Below are 16,705 nucleotides of genomic sequence, written 5' to 3'. Positions count from 1 at the left end.
AAATTTAATATTTTATGTTTTAAATGTATTATTAATTATTGTTTTAAAACATGAGAAAAAAACTACTTTTTTTAGAAAATTTATTTGTGGTTTTCTCTTTTCTTTATTACAGTGGAACTATTAATTTTCTGGGAGGAGTAACATCAGCAGAAAACCCAGCACTGCAAGAAGCAGGTGATGGGTCTCCAATAATGAGTTTGATTCAGTATGGAATACTTGCTGTCACTATTTTATTAGTAGTGCTACGACGTAATAAGATTACTTACCTTGTAAGCAAACGCAAATTTATCTTGGCATTCACAGGACTCATTCTGATTTCATTCCTGTGGTCTCCTGTGCCTGATTTAACTCTGCGAAGAGCTCTTATATTTCTTGGAGTATCTTTATTTGGATTGAGCATTTCTGCCCGATACACATTAAGAGAACAGTTATATCTTTTTGCTTGGGCAATGGGGATTATTGTGATGATTAATTTTTTGTTTACCCTGGCATTACCCTCAGTAGGTATTGAAGGTGGAGAACATGCAGGGGCATGGAGAGGCGTTTATGCCCAAAAAAATGTATCATCTCGAATGTTTGTGCTATGTTCTCTAATTCTTTTGCTGGCAAAGATTGGCACCCAAAAATACCGCTATATTTTAGCAATAACTTTAGGGCTTTCTGTAGTATTAACTATTCTAGCAGCCTCTAAAGGTGGTCTGGTTATTTTATTAGTTATGTTTGCACTCGTACCTTTATTTAAAGCTTTGCGATTAAATAATAGTTGGATATTGCCATTATTAATATCGTTCTTACTTATTGTTAGTAGTATTGCTATTTTTTTAATTGATAATTCAGAAATAATTGTGAAGTTATTAGGACGGGATCTAACGTTAACAGGTAGAACTGGAATTTGGTCGGTAGTAATTAGTAAAATCGCGTTACATCCCTGGTTAGGATATGGCTATAAAGGTTTTTGGCGTGGCATGGAAGGGGATTCCGCAGATGTTTGGTATGAAACATTATTTATGGCACCTAATGCCCACAATGGCTGGCTAGATGTCACAGTGCAATTGGGGTTAGTGGGTCTTTTCTGTTTCCTCATGAGCTATATCAAAAATTGTATCCGTGCGATCGCTTGGTTGCGTCTCAATTACACAGTTGAAGGGTTGTTACCTGTCATATATCTAACATTTATTTTTTTGTACAACCTGGCAGAGACAACTCTGCTAGACCCTGCCCAATTTATCTGGGTAATGTATACATCGATTACAACTACTGTTTTGACTCAGCCTATTTTAGTCAAAGATCTCAATTCACAATATGGCAACAATAAACTTGGAAGGCTAAAGAATGTTTAAGCGACTCGCTATTTTTGTTCATAGCCTCTATGGTGGTGGTGCTGAAAGAGCAATGCTGAATCTAGCACGCGGGTTTTCTCAGCAAGGGATTCAAGTAGATTTAGTACTACTGCGAGTAGAAGGTAATTACCTGTCCCAATTACCCCCAGAGGTAAAAATTGTTGATTTGGGTGGAGGGAGACTATGGCAGTGTTTTCCAGCTTTGGTTCGTTACCTACAGCAGGAAAAACCATCAGTTATGCTATCGACTTTGGATGATACCAATATCGCAGCACTATGGGCACGGCGTTTAGTAGGTAGCAAAACCCGCTTAGTAGTCAACGTACAAAATACGATTTCGCAGGATGCGAAAAATGCAAAGCAGTTAAAAACCCGCTTCATGCCACAGCTAGTACGCTGGTTTTTTCCTTGGGCAGATGCGGTAGTTCCAGTCTCTTATGGTGTTGCTGAGGATTTAATGCAAATTGGTGTCTCGAAAGAATGCATTCAGATCGTTCCTAATCCAGTCGTTACACCTAATGTCTTTCAAAAAGCGCAGGAGGAAGTAGATCATCCCTGGTTTTCTCCAAACCAACCACCTGTGATTTTGGGCGTGGGACGACTGAACAGGCAGAAGGACTTTCATACCCTGATTCGGGCATTTGCTCTGTTACGACGACAACGTCCTGCTAGACTCGTCATTCTAGGTGAGGATGAGGGTGAAGAGGCAGCGCTAAGGACATTGATTCAGGAATTAAATTTAACTGAAGATGTGGATTTGCCTGGATTCGTCAGCAATCCTTACGCTTATATGGCAAAGTCTGCTGTATTTGTACTTTCATCTCTGTTTGAAGGGTTGCCGAGCGTGTTGATTGAGGCAATGGCAGTCGGAACGCCTGTTATCGCAACAAATTGTCAGAGCGGGCCTCTAGAAATCCTAGATAACGGTAAGTACGGCAAGTTGGTAGATGTAGGAGATGCCTCAGGGTTAGCAACTGCCATTTTAGAAACATTGAAAGCACCGCTAGATTCTGACGTACTACGGCAACGAGGAAACGAGTTTTCGTTGGAGCGATCGCTAGCACAGTATTCTCAAGTATTAGAGGGAGCAGATTGTGGTATCACCATTTAAGACATGGCACAAATGGCTAAAACTCCTAAATTTATCGAGAGTTTCGCCCTGGTTGCTTGCTTTACCGTTTTTACTACTGACAGTTTACGCTACCGCAGATGTCATTCGTGAAGGCGATCAAGCCTCTCTTCTAGATGGTTCTCTTCAGCTGGCATCTGGGGCCAATCCTTGGAGCACAGAATTTTACAACTACGACAAACAATATATAACTTTCTGGGTGGTGGCGCTGGTATTCTGGCTGAGGCGCTTCCTAGAACTTCCTATTACAGAAGTTTACCTTGGAAATCTTTTCTCCTGCTTGTTCTTGTGGAGTGGGGTGCTGGCACTTCTAGCAGTTGCCCGTCGCAGTCGATTTTTGGTGCTAGGGGTTCTCTGCGTCATCACTGCACCATCTTTTCTGTTACAAACACCATTTCTAAGTACAGCAGCCGTATCTTCAGCATTCCTGCTGTGGTTAACCTGGTCTCTTCTAAGAGATAACCGTTCTTTACAGATATTAGTTCCTGGAATTCTGGCGTTTGCAGCGGTTGGAGCCAGGGCTGATGCAGTTTTAGCAATTCCATTTCTGCTGTGGTTAACTACACCGATTCCAGATTTGCGTAGTTTGCTCAAGCGTAAAGAAACTTGGATCGTCATTGTTGCGAGTATTTTGTCAGTTACCTTGGGAGGACTGATCTACGCAGGGCAAGGTCTGGCAACGAATAACTTCTTTTTCTACCCAAAAATCTTTTTAGCTTACTTCGCATTTGGATTGGGTGGAGCTGGGATATTGTATCTCTTCTGTATTGCGGCAATTGCACGTAAAACTGTTAGTACTAAAATTTACTCTGAGCAGATGTACATGGTAGTAGGCTGTGTATTGATGCTACCGCCCTTTTTATTTTACGCTGCACAGTTACTCTCCACTCGCTACTGGATGCTGACTGTAGACGTGTTGTTTTGCTTTGTCTGTAGTTACCGCGGACAGGAGATTGTTAAGAGCTTTAGATTTCCTAAGCAGTCTTTAAGTTTAGCGCTAACGGCAGTCTGTTTATTTCCTCTGGTATTGGGATTACATCTTCCTTTTCCCAGTTCTCCCCGTTTGACACTGACCCATCCTACTCTATTTCCCACAGCAGATGGGGTTATGCCAATGGGAACTTACGCTTACTTTTTAGTTCCCCGACTGCGTAATGCTCATTCCCAGTTTGTCGATCATAATCAGGTTGTTTGGCAGGCTGCTGAGAGTACACAATTTGAACTAGGAAGTAATGGCACAGTTCCAATTCTAGAAACCCATCTTCCAATGTTCTTAAGACTGGCTGCTACTACTCAAGGAAAGCGATCGCAACTGATTCCGCCATCTGCAATAGCCAGTTATCCATTTTTCTATGCAGAGAGCCGATCTTTTACAAAGCAATGGGTTGAATTAAATAACCCAAGTGGATACAAAGACAAAAACAAACCAGTAATCCAGAGTTTGCTGTTTTCGCCAGCAGAATATCAATCAGAACGCCTAATGGGTATCGGCGTACTCAAGTTTGGCCAAGGCGATCGCCAATGGTCACAAGAATTTTTGAGCTTAAACCCCCTCTTTCAAGGAAATGAATATCACCTATTACCCGCTAGCAAGGTTCTTCAAGGAAACAGTTTCATAATGACCCCAGAAGATTACGGTAAAACGCTCGTCTTCTACTCGCCTCAATCTTTTTCGCTGACTTTAATCAATCAGCAACAGCGTCAGATATTACAATCAACACGCGAATCTGATTCAGCTTTGGCAACGATTAAATTACGAGGGAATGACTGGTTTGGCAAGCAGTTATCGATCGATGAATCAACTTCATCACTAGAGGATTTAAAAATAGCAAAAAGTGTATTTACTGATTGGATGTCAGTGGGAACAGTAAGTAGAAATAAGTGATAAACTTACTATGAAAATAATAAAATTTTCCGTGCTTTTTGTAATCAGTTTTTTGGTTTTACTGCTAGCCAGATTGCCTCATCAATATACAGCATCTGTAACTCCCAATCAAATTAATGGAAATATCAATTTAAGCCGAGGCATTAATCTATCTCATTGGTTTTTTCAACCAACATATGGCTACACAAAAAAACATTTAGAAACTTGGATAACAGAAAATGATTTTCGTCTACTGGCACAAACTCAGGTGACACATATTCGTCTACCAGTTGACCCGGTATTTCTACAGCAAAAAGAATACCCATACCAAATCAACTATCAAAACTTCAATTATCTAGACCGTGCTTTGCATTGGGCCAAGAAGTACAACCTCAGTGCTATTATCGATTTGCATCCAGACGAACATCTAGATTTACAAGCAGGAATTAACTCCCAAGCATATAAAAATTTGGAAAACTTGTGGTTGACAATTGTTAAACGATATCAGCATCAATCTTCAACAGTACTTTTTGAACTATTAAACGAACCAAATGTTGATAATCCCAGAGTATGGCATGAGATTTCTCAAAAGCTTGTAGATGCAATTCGCCAAATAGATCGCAAACACACATTAGTTGTAGCAGCTCCAGGAATGAGCGGCCCGAGTGAGATTGCCGATCTGATTCCAGTTAGCGATCGCAATATTATCTATACGTTTCATTTTTACAATCCCCTAGCTTTTACCCACCAAAAAGCATTTTGGGTAACTGCCTTGAGCCAATTAGAGAACGTACCTTATCCTTATGATGCCAAGCGTTTAAAAAACATTAAACAAAATGCTACAAATGCTTTAGCAATACAAGAATTGCAACAGTATGAAAAAGTCAGATATAACCAGCATAAATTAGCAGAAGATTTACAGTCTGCTCTGCAATTTCGCCGTCGCTACCATGTTCCTATTTACTGTGGAGAGTTTGGTGTTTATGAATTTGCTCCTCAGTTAGACAAATATCGTTGGCTGCAAGATATTACCCAACTATTACGACAAGAAAATATTGGTTATGCAATGTGGGAATACCACGGCAGCTTTGGCGTTATTGGAGAGAAAACAAAGACATTTGATTGGCGGTTAATGGAATCTGCTGGACTAAGTTCGGAGAGTTAAATTAACACCACTCACTTCCTATATCTTTGGTTACTTTAGATATGAGAACTATCCTATCTATTCATACTAGAGAATTAATTCTCCCCGTCTCGATAGAAACAACGATCGAACCGCAGATTTTGTTATTAAGCAGAAAATGTTTGCCTGTTTAAATCCTTTTCTTTAGTTTTTTGAAATTCACATTTTTATTCATTGAATCTTAATCATCAAATGAATTTAAATTCAGTACACTAATCTTATCGATGATTAAATTGTGAGTAACTGCCAAATTAATCTTCTCCTCATTTTAATAGCATCATAATAAAAACTTTAAAACTTACAAATGTTGAGAACTCTACGCGACTTTTTAGTACCTTTTGTACTAATTATTGTTTTTCTCTTCGTAGTGTGGTTTAGGTTAAAGCACGATCTACCTGCTATGCCAGACTTTTATCGAGCTTATTATCCAGCAGGACGTTTAATTTTTGAAAATCCTGAAAATCTCTATGGTGTTACTAAACCAGTTGTTTATGGATTTGTTAATCTTCCAATTTTTGCCTACTTATTAGCCCCATTAGCAGTATTTAATGAAAAAACTGCTGGTTTTTTATTTACTATCTTTGGGGTTGCATCTGTATTATTATCTGCATTTTGGTTAATAAAAATTACAGGTTTATATGGATGGAAAAGAAATTTACTATTCGCTTTTTTTACCTTTGGAATCCCCTTTTATAATAGTATTTGGTTAGGGAACTCTACTCATTTTATTCTTCTATTAGTTATAGGATCTTGGGTTTGTTTCCGAAGCGGCAGAGATTTATGGAGTGGATTTTTTCTAGCGCTTGCAGGACTAATCAAAATACCACTTCTGTTTCCCATCATTTACTTTATCCTGAAAAAGCGCTGGTATGTTGTTTTTGGGTTTTCAGCAACTTTATTAGGTATCGTTGGCTTATCTATTCTTGTGTGTGGTTTACCTCTAAACTTGACTTGGTTGAAAGAATGCATTTTGTCATTTTCAGGGACTGCGATCGCAGCTTACAATGTTCAATCTGTTGATGCTTTTTTACTCAGACTGCTAAGTGATAGCCCTATCAGTAGTTGGGAATTAATCCAAGTTGTACCTTTGTTTAAAGTTCTTCGCTATATTCTGTTTTCTATGTTCATTGGGGGCACAATTTTTGTCTGTTGGCATTCGCGCTTTTCTACAGCACCCAAGACTGAAAATTTAGAATTTTCTAGTTTTCTTTGTTTAGCAATACTCATCAGTCCTGTTTCTTGGAGCCATTACTATCTACTTTTGGTATTACCAGTTGCTCTTTATCTAGGAGGGCAATTAGGTATCCCTGATAATTGGTATTGGAAGGTTTGGATGGCTGTAAGTACTGTTTTAATCATCCTGCCACCAGTAAAGAGAGATAGTTTTAATCATCCTGTGATTGCAGCTTTGGTTCGCAACATTTTAGTGTCGCATTATTTTTGGGGTGGAGTATTGCTCCTAGGTTGTCTATTAGCTACTAACTTGCAGATCAATAGAAAAGTTTGGAAGTTAGAGAAAGAAACAGCCTAATTTTTGATGATTTTCCCATCTTGCTAACACTGTTTTAAAAGATCAATTTCACTACCATAATTAACCATCCACTATGAAATTATTCAAGATTGATAAAGCCTTAACACAGAATAATTTTTCTCTTGCACAAACAGTAGAAACACAACTTTCCTGGAGAACTTATCTAAAATTGCTCCGTCCGCGACAGTGGACAAAGAATTTGATTGTCTTTGCTGCTCCTCTATTTGCATTTAGTATTAATCTACAAACGCTGTTAGGGGCGCTACTCGCATTTGTGTTATTTTGCTGTACCTCTAGCAGTTTCTACATTATTAATGACACGATTGATGCAGAGGCTGATAGGCAGCATCCTGTGAAGTGTAAGCGTCCGATTGCCTCAGGTTTAATTCAAGTTCCAGTCGCCATCGCCATCGCCGCTATTTTGCTAATTAGCGCTTTATTCATAGGCTGGCTGAGAAATCCTGGTTTAGGAATGGCAATTACTAGTTATGCTGCATTGCAAGTTGCTTATAATTTGCGGTTGAAGCATACAGTGATTTTAGATGTCGTTGCGATCGCGATCGGCTTTGTCCTACGAGCTTATGGTGGAGCATCTGCTACACATATTTCTTTATCCCCCTGGTTTCTGATTTGTACCGCGATGTTGGCGCTGTTTTTAGGTATCGAGAAGCGTAAAGCAGAACTGCGTCTAGTTGAACTTAAGGGAGGAAAACGGCGTCCTGTCCTGTGGCGGTATTCTCTTCCACTTCTAAGCCGCATGGAGAGTACAGTCACTACAGGTACTTTAATGACCTATGCCTTATGGAGTTCTGGATCTCAAGTTCAAGGAGCTTCAACGCCTTGGATGATGTTGACTATACCATTTGTGCTGTACGGGATGTTTCGTTACCAATTTCTCAGCGATCCACAAGAAATTGCCCGTCGGACAGATTTGACCGAAGAAGGCGGCGGACGTACTGAACGCCCTGAGGAAATTCTATTAACAGATCGCCCTTTACTGATGACTGTTCTAGCTTGGGTAGGAACAACAGTTATTGTGCTCTTGCTAAAGAGCAAAGGAATTATTCATTAAGTTCTTTCTATTGACTGTTGTGAAGCCATTATATGTCTCTATGATTAGAAAGCGTTTTTTTCTCATACCTCTTGTTCGGTTTTTAAAGCATTTATTTAGGCGTCGCGGTCGCTTTATTTCCTATCGTTTTCCCAAGCGATCGCACAATCTCGCTACCATCGATTTGGCATTGTTAATGCACAGTGGAATTCGCGGAGTAATTCTTGACTTAGATAATACTATCGTTTCCGAAGACGATCGCTATCTTTCACCAGGAGCCGAGGAATGGATTCAAGAAGCAACGCGAAAAGGCTTGAAATTTTTTATCCTATCTAATGGAAAACGTCGTTATCGTGTAGAGTTTTGGTCTCATCGTTTAGGAATTCCGGCAATCAGTCCAGCCAGAAAACCCTTTCCGCATTCATTCAAAACAGCGCTAGCTAAAATGCAGCTCTCTCCTGCTCAGGTTGTGGTAATTGGCGATAGCCGTCACACTGATCTGCTGGGAGCTTGGTTGGTTGGTTGTCCAAGTATTCAAGTTGCAACTCTACCGCATCCTTTTCACTGGTGGGAGAAACTTTTAGGCAAGCGAGTTCAAATTCCCTATCCAAATCACTTAGAACTATGGGATTGCGATCTTTATTGCAGGACTAGCAATAAAAAATCTATTACTTGAATTACTCAACTTCACTGGCTATAACAATGCTTTCTCAATTTGCATTCATCATTTTAATTTTGGTTACTGTAGGACTCAATACCATAGCGCAGATATTACTGAAGCTTGGCTCTGGGCAAAATCCACTCAATGTATTTGTTATATGTGGTTTATTAGCTTATGCTTTTAGTACTATTTTTTATCTCTTGGTTTTAGGTAAATTCAATCTTTCTGTAGCATATCCAGTAGTAATTGGTTTGACAATTATTGCAACGACATTCGCAGGAGCAATTTTCTTAAGAGAAAAGGTAGCTATGAGCCATTGGCTGGGAATTGGTTTAATGCTGAGTGGAATCTCAGCTATTGCTTTTGCTAAAGTATATCCCAAGTAATAGTTTTGGTATTTTTGAAATCAAATATCTATAGCTTGGATACTGCCAATCAAAACTGGAATCATGTAAAAATGCCCAGCATAAGTATGATTTAAAAATCAAATAGTCTGCTTTTTAAAAATACGAAATTGCTGACAATGTGAGATGAACGCAAGACCTTTAAGATTACTAATTTTTTCTATCGACACCAGCTTTTTAGGGCTTGCCCGTTTACCCAAAGCTTTATCTCTAGCTGGATTTGAAGTGGCTGCGCTCTGCCCAGAAAATGCTTTTCTGTCTAAGACTCGTTATTTAAATTTGCACTTTCCTTTAGCTACAACCAAGAATGCATCTAAACTTCTAAAACAACTAGTTAATACTGTTCAAAAGTGGCAACCAGATATGCTCATTTATGGCGATGAAACTACGGTTGCTTTCGTTCATTACATAATTCATAATCTTGAGAAATTTATATCGATCATTCCGAATACAATTCTCAATCTACTTAAATCTTCATTAGGAAATCCGCAATTTTTTGCAGCTACTCTTCGTAAACACCTCACTCTTGAACTGGCAAGTGAACTAGGCTTAAGAACGCCTGCGATCGCGCGGGTTGCTACACCCGAACAAGCATTGCAATTTGTAGAAGCTAATGGTTATCCTGTAGTTTTGAAAAAAGACTTTTGCTGGAGTGGTGTGGGAGTAAAAGTTTGCCGCAATGAATCTGAATTGTTATCCGCAATCAAAGATTTTCAGCCTCACCCACCATCTTTGCCAAAATCCTTTGCAAAGAAATTTTTGCAGCAAGACTGGTTTCCTACTACTGAGGTACTCAGCGTACAGCAGTTTATTCAGGGAAAGACAGCGATGCATCCGATAGTTACTTTAGATGGAGAAGTCTTAGCCGGTTTTGTAGCCATCAAGGAGCTAACTTGTTCGGAAACAGGGCCTAGTAGCCTGATTAGGCTTACTAATCATGCAGAGATGCGTGCAACTGTCCTGAAGTTAGCCAAACATTTTCAATATTCGGGGTTTGCAAGTTTCGATTTTCTTATAGATGAAAATACAAACTATGCTTATTTAGTAGAGTGTAATCCCAGACCCGTTCCCATTTGTCACCTAGGAGCAAGGGTTAGTGTTGATTTATGCCAAGCTCTATTTAATCGATTATCCGGCAAGTCTTTAGAACCTCAATTGACAGTACAACAAGAAGAGCTTGTTGCCCTATTTCCTCAAGAGTGGAGGCGCGATCGCAATAGCCCTTACCTGCATCAGGTCTATCATGATGTTCCTTGGGATGATACGTCACTTCTTCAAGCTTATTTGACACAAATGTAACTTAGGGTGTTGGATCATTGTGTTTTATAGAGAGTTGTTCGTAACAACTTCTTGTAGCATTCACCCTGATATGCAAATCAAATAATTGAACTCTCTACTCTGTTTCTTTAGCGTAGTACTTGGTTGCTGTTTTGCCTACAGAGTAGATTCACAGATTCCCAAATCTATCAATTCAATTGCAACTATCAATTACGATATGCAACCACCTCACGAGGGGATGCCTCATGGAGTTCCCAAGTCTTACGACTGGGCAACTCAACCTCGTGTAGGTAGCAACAACCCGAAAAAATTTACAGCAACGATCAATCGAGTCAAAGCAAGTACAGAACTTAAAGATAGTTCAAGTTTGTGTATTGCATTGTTGATACAGAGATAACAGGGTGCACTCCCAGACAAGACGAGGTTGGGCGTAACAAAGTAGAGATTTACGAGCTTGTTCTAGCTGTTTGATCGTGCCTGTTCGATACAACTGCTGCCAGTAAGACTGCTGGAGATAATCTACTAACCAGAGTTGTGCTTCTGGATCTAAATCTTTATCAATCTTCTTAGCTAATTCTAAAGCGTGACGGTAAGATGAAGGCGCTTTAGTCAAATCTTGGAGTAAGTCAGGAGGGATAGCCTGTAGTTGTTGGTAAGATGCGATCGCACTTCCTGGACTACCAGCTGCAACGTTCAACAATGGCTGATTTTGTAAAATTTCCTGATGTCCGGTTTGAGTTAATACCTGAGCTAAAGACATTGCATCTAAGCGATAAAAAGGAATGCGTTGACAGCGGGAGACTAAAGTTGGCAACACTGAATCTGGAGAAGGTGCAATTAAAATCAATGTCGCTTGTCCGGGTTCTTCCAACGTCTTGAGCAAAGCGTTGGCTGCTGCTTCTGCCATTGTTTGAGCTTGTTCCAACACTACAACATTTCTCTGTGCTTCTAAAGGCGGTCGTCCCAGAAATTCAATAATTTGCCGAATTTGTTCTAGCCTAATTACTGGCGGTGCTTTGCGCTTCACTGCTTTTTCGGCTGCTTCGGCTGCTGTTAGTAGTTGTCCTTGGTATTGGTAAGTCGGCTCTAGCCACAATACATCTGGATGGTTGCGTTGCCGCAAGCGACTTTGCAAAGATGCAATTAATCTTGTCTCGACACTACTAGAAAATAGTAACTCTACAAAACACCGTGCTGCTAAACTCCTTCCTACACCATCCGGCCCCACAAATAAATAGGCTGGTGCAACTCGGTTTTGCTTAACAGCCTGAGTCAGCAATTCGATAGCTTGTTGTTGTCCTACCAGAGGTGCAAAGGGATCGTCAATCATTATTCAATTGTAAATGGCGTGCTACCAATTGATTTAACGAGCAAGCCAAGGTTGGAAGCGATCGCGTAAATTGTCCTGTATTATTTGGTGTACTGCTTCCTTACTCAAATTCCCATCTATCCGAACTATGCGTTCTGGATATAATGCAGCTAACTCTACATATCCTTGCTGTACGCGGTGATGAAAGGCAATTGCTTCTTGTTCTATGCGGTCAAATATTTGTTCATCTCCTCGTTTCCTGGCCAGTCCCACTTCAACATCGACATCTAGCCAGAGAGTTAGGTCACTTTCTAAACCGCCGGTAGCAATATAATTTAACTGCTTAATTAAACTCATATTTAAACCTCGACCATAACCTTGGTAGGCAATGGTAGATTCAGTGTAGCGATCGCATAAAATATATTTCCCTTTTGCTAAATTTGGCTTGAGTTCTTGTTCCACGTGTTGCGCCCGATCGGCAGCATATAATAATAATTCTGTCAACTCTGCAATTGGTTTGTTATCAGCCTTTTCCAGCAATAAGCGACGAATATCTATGCCTAACTCTGTTCCTCCCGGTTCGCGCGTCAGTAAAACAGAGATACCTAAACTTTCTAACCACTGGGAACAAAGCTGCATTTGGCTAGTTTTGCCGCAGCCTTCTACTCCTTCAAATACAATTAATTTACCATCCATACGTTGTTAATTTTGCTTTATAGATATCATTAAAGTTAATCTAGATGTGTCAAGTATTAATTGTCTAGAAGCAATTCTAATAGTTACCAGATGATTACAGAAAAACAGTAGGGTAAGATTCAATGTTTTTCCACCCTTGGTAATGGTAAAGAATGTGTGATTAAAATTCTATAAGATCGATGAAAACATCAAAGCGATCGCACTTTAGTTCTGCCTTGTTATAGCATTGGCGATCGCCTTTTCATCAATCCCAGCTTCTACATCCTCTCTAATACTTGAATTCCCAACAGAGATAGACCTAATTTTAAGGTTCTGGCAGTCAGATCGCACAGAACTAAGCGAGATGTCCGCAGAGGTTCCTCTGCATTTAACACCGGAACACCGCGATCGCGATCGTAAAACTGATTAAACTTTTTACTTAGTTCGTACAAATATTCGCACAACCGATTGGGCATTAAGTCTTGCTCTACAGTACTAATAACCTCATCAAGTTGCAGTAAATATTTTGCGAGTGCTAACTCTGTTTCATGCTGTAATATGACTTTGGCGTTGTCTCCCAACTCACTAAAGTTAATATCACCCTTGCGACTAATTCCTTGAATCCGTGCATAAGCGTACAGCATATAAGGTGCCGTATTGCCTTTAAGATCCAGCATTTTCTCATAGCTGAAAATGTAGTTACTTGTACGGTTTTGGCTTAAGTCAGCATATTTAACTGCACTAATACCAATTACCTCAGCAACATTATTAATAAATTCTTCGGTTTCTTTGCGCTCTTCTTCTTTTAATCTAATTTCTAAGTCTGCACGCGCACGAGAAACGGCTTCATCCAACAAATCCCGCAACCGTTCCGTATCTCCTGCACGAGTTCTGTACTTCTTACCATCTTTCCCCAGCACCAAACCAAAAGGTACGTGAACCAATTCCACATCATCGGGAATCCATCCAGCTTTACGTGCTACTTGGAAAAATTGGGCAAAGTGGTTTGATTGTCCAGCATCAGTGACATAAATTATCCGCTTTGCTTCATCTTGTTGAATCCGGTAGCGCAGGGCTGCTAAATCTGTCGTAGCGTAGTTATAACCACCATCAGATTTTTGCACAATCAAAGGCAGAGGTTCGCCTTCTCTGTTGGTAAACCCTTGCAAAAATACACACTTCGCACCTTGGTTTTCTACAAGTAACCCAGATTGTTCTAAATCTTCGACAATTCCTGGTAGTAAAGGATTGTAGAAAGATTCGCCCCGTTCTGTCACCTTAACATCCAGCAAGTCATAAATCACTTGAAACTCTTGTCTTGATTGTTCGCACAGCAATTTCCAAGCATGAATTGTATCTTCTGCACCTGCTTGTAATCTGACAACTTCCTGTCTGGCTATTTCTTGAAATGCTTCATCTGCATCAAACCGCTGTTTCGCTTTGCGGTAAAAACTAACTAAATCGCCAATATCTAAAGCATTTGCCGTAGTCAGTGCTTCTGGATAAACTTCTCGGAGGTAGGCAATTAACATCCCAAATTGAGTACCCCAATCACCCACATGGTTTAACCGCAAAACATCATGTCCGAGAAATTCCAAAATCCGGGCAATACTATCACCAATAATAGTTGAACGCAGATGCCCAACATGCATTTCTTTAGCAATATTGGGACTGGAAAAATCTACAATTTCTCGCTGTGGTGTTTTCGCTGTTGGTACACCTAATCGAGCATCTGACTGAATAGCGTTTAATTGTGCTTCTAGGTATGCTGGTGTTAGCTTGAGATTGATAAACCCAGGCCCCGCTATCTCTGGTGCTTCGCAGATTTCTGATACATCTAATTTATCAGCGATCGCCGCTGCAATTTGTCTTGGTTGCTTTCCTAACCTTTTACTCAGGGATAAAGCCACATTTGCCTGATAATCACCAAACTTAGGATTACTCGCAGGAACCAAAATCGGATCTACTTCAGCGTACTCAGCGCCAAATGCAGCTACCAAAGCCTGTGCAAATTGATGTTTTAGTTTTTCTTGTGTAGCGTTCATATATAAATTGCGATCTGTGACAGGCGAAATGTGACTGTTGAGAGTTTGATATTCTCAGGAGCTTGATTATTTTAACCTTAAAATATAGTCACCTACTCTAACTCAAGACTGTCATGGTACAGTACAACCCCCTTGACTGTCTGCCATCCGCAGCAGAACTTCCCGACTCTGACGATACCCCTGTGGATAACGAACTGCAAAACCTCATCCCTAATTTATTGGAAGCGATTTTGGCTTTAGCATGGAATGACCGTAATGACTGGTTTTTTGGTGTAGATATGGGCATTTATTATGCACCATTACAACCGCCATTAGTCCCAGATGGATTTCTCAGCTTAGGAATAGAACGCTTTGTAGAAGAAGAGGACGCTTAAGTTATGTACTTTGGGAAGAGGAGGGTACTGTTCCTATCTTAGCTCTAGAAGTTGTCTCGAAAACCTCTGGTGGCGAGTACGAACAGAAAAAAAATTGATTATGCCCAACTAGGAATTTTGTATTATGTGATTTACTTACCTAGTCTCACATATCGGCGTAAACGAGAACCTCTAGAAGTTTATCGCTTAGTTGAGGGCAACTATATTTTACAACCAGGCTCACGGGTATGGATGCCAGAGATTGGTTTGGCAATAGGGCGAGAACGGGGTACTTACCTGGGACGGACGCGAGATTGGTTATATTGGTACGATCGGGAAGAACGGAAATTACCGACACCAGAGTAATTAGTACAACAAGAAAGAGAACGCGCTGAGAGAATGGCGCAAAAGCTACGAGACTTAGGAATTAACCCAGAAGATATTTAGGAAATTGAAGAGTGCGATCGCCATTAGAAAATAGAATTAGTACCTTAACAACTTCCTTCCCAAATCAAAAGTTGTCTTGAAGCTGCAACAAAGCAGTTGAGATGCTTAGGTGGGTAAAGAAAATGATCGTAGGCTAATGCCATCTGTCTAGCAGCCTCACTATATGGTACTCTACCGATTCCCGTACCTAAACCGGGACAAGCAATGCTACTAATTTGGTACTGAGCTTGTTGGTTATGTTGTCGCACAGACAACAGCATAGCCCACATCGCTATATAAGGAATGTCTGTCCCAATAATCGACATAGGAACTCGCATTGTAGGTGTGTGAGCTAAAAACGGGTGCAATGAATGACCTGTTTCTACAATCATTGATGTTCCTACTGGCTGTTCGCCTAAATACTTTGTCAGTATTTGTTGCTGGACTTTTTCCATCAAGGAACTACCAAAAAATTTGATAATGGCAGCATCTATCCCACCATCCATCATGCCAAATGAATTACCAGGGCTGACTAAACAGTCATAGTTGGCTAACCACTCAAAGTAGTTATTAACTATTTCAACATTAGGTAAATAATAAAAATGTTCTTGAAATGCGGCTGCTAACGATGAATCGGGTGCTACTAATATTAGTTTCAAGCTTTATTCCTCTGCTTGAATACTTATTGTACACGCATTCATTTTTCAGTAACCAAAGGGAACCGTTTTTGACAGACTACCTCATGAGAACATTATCAATGGCAAAATCTGAGTTCAGCAAGATGGAACAGAGGTTGGTATCGCCAATCGATTGGTTGAACTCTGTGTACCAGAACAAGACATCGTTTTGGGCTTCGATCCTCCAAAAATGCGACACTAGACTGACTTTGCGGTAGAATGCTCGCAGCTATTCTCAAAAACAAAATCCACCTGGATATGGAATTATCAGGTGGACTTGTTAAATATTTTTAGTGGATCCGAGCAGAGTCGAACTGCTGTCCAAATTGGGTATTAACCCTCCGCTCATTCACAGGTTTAGCCTATCTGACCCTCAAGGCGGGAATCGTTCATTATCCCGAACGTAGGATGCTCTGATTAAGTCTTAGCTAGCAAGTCAACCAGAGAATACTTGCTAGAGCATCCGTTGGGGTTGGTCTCTAGCCCTTAACGGAGTCGGACTAAAGACGCTCGAACCAATTAGAGGTTTTTAGGCAACTGCTAGAGCAGGCTTACGAGCAAAGCTTACGATGTTATTCGCATTTACTTTTGTTTTGAGCCTTTGATTTCCGAGAGACGACTCACTCTCGACCTGAATCACAGAGCAGCGTTCGCCAACCTGTCGAAACCGTGACGGACCCATGTACTCTATACTTCAATTATAATACGTCGTTTTAATATTGTGTGTTGAGACAAAAAATTTTATGCATAGTCAATAGTCAATAGTCCAACGACAAATG

Annotated in this window: 13 protein-coding genes, 1 other RNA gene and 2 pseudogenes; 11 read left to right on the top strand and 5 right to left on the bottom strand. The window is 40.3% G+C overall.

The genetic code is table 11. The features are described from left to right. The first annotated feature begins 50 nt into the window (after positions 1-50). The 9 genes from AACU33_RS36045 (at position 51) to AACU33_RS36005 (ending at position 10,462) form a co-directional block, all read left to right on the top strand. On the top strand, positions 51-1,340 hold the full coding sequence (locus tag AACU33_RS36045) for an O-antigen ligase family protein (RefSeq protein ID WP_096595018.1): 1,290 nt from the start codon (positions 51-53) through the stop codon (positions 1,338-1,340). Then, positions 1,333-2,451: a glycosyltransferase gene (locus AACU33_RS36040; protein ID WP_096595017.1), complete on the top strand. Its 1,119-nt coding sequence runs from the start codon at positions 1,333-1,335 to the stop codon at positions 2,449-2,451. The genes AACU33_RS36045 and AACU33_RS36040 overlap by 8 nt, the downstream gene beginning before the upstream one ends. Then, a complete protein-coding gene (locus AACU33_RS36035) occupies positions 2,435-4,354 on the top strand; it encodes a hypothetical protein (protein ID WP_096595016.1) in 1,920 nt (639 codons plus the stop codon). The genes AACU33_RS36040 and AACU33_RS36035 overlap by 17 nt, the downstream gene beginning before the upstream one ends. A gap of 31 nt (positions 4,355-4,385) precedes the next feature. After that, positions 4,386-5,498, top strand: coding sequence for a glycoside hydrolase family 5 protein (locus AACU33_RS36030; RefSeq protein ID WP_339376473.1), 1,113 nt, complete (start codon positions 4,386-4,388; stop codon positions 5,496-5,498). Between the two features lie 322 nt (positions 5,499-5,820). Then, positions 5,821-7,047, top strand: a complete 1,227-nt coding sequence (locus tag AACU33_RS36025; protein WP_096595014.1) for a glycosyltransferase family 87 protein — start codon at positions 5,821-5,823, stop codon at positions 7,045-7,047. Between the two features lie 73 nt (positions 7,048-7,120). Further along, the gene (locus AACU33_RS36020) at positions 7,121-8,119 is read left to right on the top strand and encodes a decaprenyl-phosphate phosphoribosyltransferase (protein WP_096595013.1); all 999 of its coding nucleotides are present in this window, start codon (positions 7,121-7,123) and stop codon (positions 8,117-8,119) included. 40 nt (positions 8,120-8,159) lie between these two features. Beyond that, positions 8,160-8,774, top strand: a complete 615-nt coding sequence (locus tag AACU33_RS36015; protein ID WP_096595012.1) for a YqeG family HAD IIIA-type phosphatase — start codon at positions 8,160-8,162, stop codon at positions 8,772-8,774. Then, positions 8,771-9,145, top strand: a complete 375-nt coding sequence (locus AACU33_RS36010) for an SMR family transporter (RefSeq protein WP_339376472.1) — start codon at positions 8,771-8,773, stop codon at positions 9,143-9,145. The genes AACU33_RS36015 and AACU33_RS36010 overlap by 4 nt, the downstream gene beginning before the upstream one ends. Positions 9,146-9,289: 144 nt before the next feature. Then, positions 9,290-10,462: an ATP-binding protein gene (locus AACU33_RS36005; RefSeq protein WP_096595010.1), complete on the top strand. Its 1,173-nt coding sequence runs from the start codon at positions 9,290-9,292 to the stop codon at positions 10,460-10,462. A 340-nt stretch (positions 10,463-10,802) separates the two neighbouring features. Here the strand turns inward: AACU33_RS36005 and holB are convergent, their stop codons facing one another. The 3 genes from holB to argS form a co-directional block, all read right to left on the bottom strand. Then, on the bottom strand, positions 10,803-11,771 hold the full coding sequence (holB, locus tag AACU33_RS36000; protein WP_096595009.1) for a DNA polymerase III subunit delta': 969 nt from the start codon (positions 11,769-11,771) through the stop codon (positions 10,803-10,805). Positions 11,772-11,804: 33 nt separating this feature from the next. Then, complete coding sequence (tmk, locus tag AACU33_RS35995) at positions 11,805-12,446, bottom strand: dTMP kinase (RefSeq protein ID WP_096595008.1); 642 nt, start codon at positions 12,444-12,446, stop codon at positions 11,805-11,807. Between the two features lie 257 nt (positions 12,447-12,703). Continuing rightward, entirely contained in the window at positions 12,704-14,470 is a 1,767-nt protein-coding gene (gene argS, locus AACU33_RS35990; protein ID WP_096595007.1) for an arginine--tRNA ligase, read from the bottom strand. Positions 14,471-14,583: 113 nt separating this feature from the next. Here argS and AACU33_RS35985 point away from each other — a divergent pair. Next, positions 14,584-15,270, top strand: a pseudogene (locus AACU33_RS35985) (Uma2 family endonuclease). 44 nt (positions 15,271-15,314) lie between these two features. On the opposite strand, the gene AACU33_RS35980 reads toward AACU33_RS35985, so the two are convergent. After that, positions 15,315-15,908 (bottom strand): macro domain-containing protein, encoded by a 594-nt coding sequence (locus AACU33_RS35980; RefSeq protein WP_096595006.1) that lies wholly within the window; start codon positions 15,906-15,908, stop codon positions 15,315-15,317. Between the two features lie 112 nt (positions 15,909-16,020). Between AACU33_RS35980 and AACU33_RS35975 the strand changes: the two are divergent. Further along, a pseudogene (locus AACU33_RS35975) lies at positions 16,021-16,128 on the top strand (element excision factor XisI family protein); the annotation flags it as partial. A gap of 89 nt (positions 16,129-16,217) precedes the next feature. On the opposite strand, the gene ssrA reads toward AACU33_RS35975, so the two are convergent. Continuing rightward, positions 16,218-16,606, bottom strand: a transfer-messenger RNA (tmRNA) gene (ssrA, locus tag AACU33_RS35970). Between the last annotated feature and the right edge of the window lie 99 nt (positions 16,607-16,705).

The sequence above is a fragment of the Calothrix sp. NIES-2098 genome, from assembly GCF_963875125.1.
In the GTDB taxonomy this organism is placed as follows: Bacteria; Cyanobacteriota; Cyanobacteriia; order Cyanobacteriales; family Nostocaceae; genus Aulosira.
This window is presented reverse-complemented; position numbering and strand designations above follow the sequence as displayed.

Coding starts and splice junctions, on each gene's coding strand:
- argS (WP_096595007.1), bottom strand. CDS start 14,470: ATGAACGCTACACAAGAAAAACTAAAACATCAATTTGCACAGGCTTTG.
- AACU33_RS36025 (WP_096595014.1), top strand. CDS start 5,821: ATGTTGAGAACTCTACGCGACTTTTTAGTACCTTTTGTACTAATTATT.
- holB (WP_096595009.1), bottom strand. CDS start 11,771: ATGATTGACGATCCCTTTGCACCTCTGGTAGGACAACAACAAGCTATC.
- AACU33_RS36040 (WP_096595017.1), top strand. CDS start 1,333: ATGTTTAAGCGACTCGCTATTTTTGTTCATAGCCTCTATGGTGGTGGT.
- AACU33_RS36020 (WP_096595013.1), top strand. CDS start 7,121: ATGAAATTATTCAAGATTGATAAAGCCTTAACACAGAATAATTTTTCT.
- AACU33_RS36045 (WP_096595018.1), top strand. CDS start 51: ATGAGAAAAAAACTACTTTTTTTAGAAAATTTATTTGTGGTTTTCTCT.
- AACU33_RS36005 (WP_096595010.1), top strand. CDS start 9,290: ATGAACGCAAGACCTTTAAGATTACTAATTTTTTCTATCGACACCAGC.
- AACU33_RS36015 (WP_096595012.1), top strand. CDS start 8,160: ATGATTAGAAAGCGTTTTTTTCTCATACCTCTTGTTCGGTTTTTAAAG.
- tmk (WP_096595008.1), bottom strand. CDS start 12,446: ATGGATGGTAAATTAATTGTATTTGAAGGAGTAGAAGGCTGCGGCAAA.